Here is a 2,688-nt window from a genome sequence, read left to right on the forward strand (position 1 = left end):
GAACCAGTTTGCTATCCTGTATGGGGAGAGATTTACCGCGGCCCGAGGCTAACAAAATTCAAAACCGCCTCGCACACAAAAATACGGACAGGTCCCCGTAACGCGGCCCACGATGCGGTTTGTACATCGAACAGCAGACAGTCCTCTCACTCCATCGCGTGCGCCAGGGCTTCATAAAGGCTCGCACCGCTCAGGCCAACAAAATCCGAGGCCTCCTGGCTGAGTACGGTCTTGTTGTGCCACAAGGCATTGCCTACATCGCCCTGCGTGTGCCGGATCTCATCGAGGATGCGACGAACGATTTGCCCGGCACATTCCGCCAACTTATTGACCGACTGCTCGAGCACCTCAAATTGCTCGATCGACAGGTCAACGAGATTGAGGCACAAATTAAGGCCTGGCATCGAGACGACGAAATCAGCCGCCGACTCGAACAGGTGCCGGGAATCGGCCCGATCACAGCCAGCGCGCTGGCTGCGACGATCGGCAATGCAAAGAACTTCGATAACGGGAGGCAGCTTGCGGCGTGGTTGGGGCTTGTGCCACGACAACATTCCAGCGGCGGCAAGGCAAAGTTGCTTGGCATGAGTAAAAGAGGTGATGCGTACCTTCGAACCTTGCTCATCCACGGGGCCCGGTCGGTAATCTACCGAGCGACGCAGAGGAACGACCCTAACAGTTGGCTGGTCAAGCTGACGACGCGCCGAAACGCTAACGTCGCGGCAGTCGCCTTGGCTAACAAGACAGCTAGAATCGTCTGGGCTTTGCTTGCCCACGACCGTCAGTTCCGACCCGACTACACGCCTGCTATCGCAGCCGCGTAGTCAAGTCGGCCAGTCAAAACAGACTTCAGAGGGATCACACCACAGATTGCGCAAGCGAACACGAAGTGATGGCAAGACAGGTAAGACTGTGGTCGGCAAAGCCCTTCCCGGACGAGGCACCAAGAGTGCGTGTAAGCGATCGAGGCGCCGACCAGCAAATCCCATCAGGGACTGTGAGCATGTCCATGCTCGCATCAAAAGTCCGGATGTACGGGAGCAATCTTCCTCTTCTCGTTGTCATGAACTGAGAGCTTGGCAAACTGGGGGCGTCCATGTACGTCTGGGCAAACCGTCTTGAATTGCAGTGAGGGTCTTGGGAGCATCGTGTCCACTTAACGAATAGGTGGACACGTGGACACTATCGAAGAAGAAGGGCCGGCGGGCCGTCGTCGTCGCCGCCGCTACAGCAGAGAATTCAAGGCGCAGGTGGTTGCAGCATGCCAGGGACCAGGAGTTTCGATTGCAGCAATTGCCTTGCATCACAAGCTCAACGCGAACCTGCTCAGGCGCTGGGTTGATCAGGCCGAAGGAAATGTGCCTGCCCTAATGGTCCGTGGCGACGTGGCGGTCCAACCGGCAGCGACGCCGGCATTCGTGCCAGTGCCGCTCGAGACGAGGAACGTGCGTCCAACCGAGATTCGCGTTGAAGTGCGTCGCGCGGACCAGTCGATCACCGTAAGCTGGCCGACATCAGAAGCGGCGCAATGCGTTGCGTGGCTGCGCGAGTGGCTGGCGTGATCCGCATTGACGAGGTTTGGCTGGCGGTCGATCCGCTGGACATGCGGGCCGGCTTCGACACGGCGCTCGCCCGGGTGATCACGGTGTTCGGCGCCGCGCAACCGCACCATGCCTACCTGTTTGCCAATCGCCGGGCCAATCGCATGAAGGTCCTGGTTCACGACGGCATCGGCATCTGGTTGGCGGCACGCCGGTTAAATCAAGGGCAGTTCGCATGGCCACGTTCCGGTGAATCGAAGCAATACCCGCTGACGCACGAACAGTTGGCCGGCCTGGTCCTTGGATTGCCATGGCAGCGCATCGGTCAGGATGGAGTGATCCGAGTCGTGTAACGTCCGCAATTGCAATCGGTGCGCGTGCCGATGTCCGTGGAATGCCGGGTGCGGCACAATGGCCGGCATGATCGACACCGTACAACTCCAAGGCATGAACGCAGACCAACTGCGGGCGCTGGCCATGGAGTTGATGTCGGAAGTGCGGGCGCGGGACAGCGAATTGCGCCTCAAAGATACCCGCATCGCCCAGCTCACGCATGAGATGGCTGTGCTGAAACGGTGGAAGTTTGCCGCCCGTAGCGAGAAGCTTCCAGCCGAGCAACAGAGCTTGCTGGACGAAGCCATCGATGCAGACCTGATCGCCATCGAACACGAGCTCGAACAACTCGCCAGCCAACCGAAGGACGAGTCCCCGCCGAGCAAACCGCGCCGTGCGCCGCTGCCACCGAATCTGCCGCGTGTCGAAATTCGCCATGAGCCGACGTCGACCACGTGTGGTTGCGGCTGTCAGCTCAAGCGCATTGGCGAGGATGTGAGCGAGAAGCTGGACTATACGCCCGGCGTGTTCACCGTCGAGCGTCATGTGCGCGGCAAATGGGTGTGCGCGCAATGCGAAACGCTGACTCAGGCCCCGGTGCCGGCACAGGTGATCGACAAGGGAATTCCTACCGCCGGATAGCTTGCGCAGGTCCTGGTGGCCAAATACAACGATCACTTGCCGCTATATCGGCAGGAACGCATCTTCGAGCGCGCAGGCCTAGATTCCTTGACTGAATTGATTGCGTAGTGATTGAGTCAAGTTTTTCTACGCGGCGATTTTGACCTGATCGCACCATGTGTTGACGGCCTGC

2 protein-coding genes and 2 pseudogenes are annotated in these 2,688 nt (G+C 59.3%); all 4 read left to right on the forward strand.

Annotation, left to right across the window (positions count from 1 at the left end; all coding sequences use genetic code 11):
* Window positions 1-97: 97 nt before the first annotated feature.
* A pseudogene (locus K309_RS38860) lies at window positions 98-824 on the forward strand (IS110 family RNA-guided transposase); the annotation flags it as partial.
* Between the two features lie 351 nt (window positions 825-1,175).
* Window positions 1,176-1,562 (forward strand): IS66-like element accessory protein TnpA, encoded by a 387-nt coding sequence (tnpA, locus tag K309_RS0134445; protein WP_029050414.1) that lies wholly within the window; start codon window positions 1,176-1,178, stop codon window positions 1,560-1,562.
* Window positions 1,559-1,894 (forward strand): IS66 family insertion sequence element accessory protein TnpB, encoded by a 336-nt coding sequence (gene tnpB / locus K309_RS0134450; protein ID WP_029050415.1) that lies wholly within the window; start codon window positions 1,559-1,561, stop codon window positions 1,892-1,894. The genes tnpA and tnpB overlap by 4 nt, the downstream gene beginning before the upstream one ends.
* A gap of 67 nt (window positions 1,895-1,961) precedes the next feature.
* Window positions 1,962-2,597, forward strand: a pseudogene (locus tag K309_RS38865) (transposase domain-containing protein); the annotation flags it as partial.
* Window positions 2,598-2,688 lie beyond the last annotated feature (91 nt).

The organism is Cupriavidus phytohabitans (assembly GCF_000426345.1).
Classification (GTDB): domain Bacteria; phylum Pseudomonadota; class Gammaproteobacteria; order Burkholderiales; family Burkholderiaceae; genus Cupriavidus.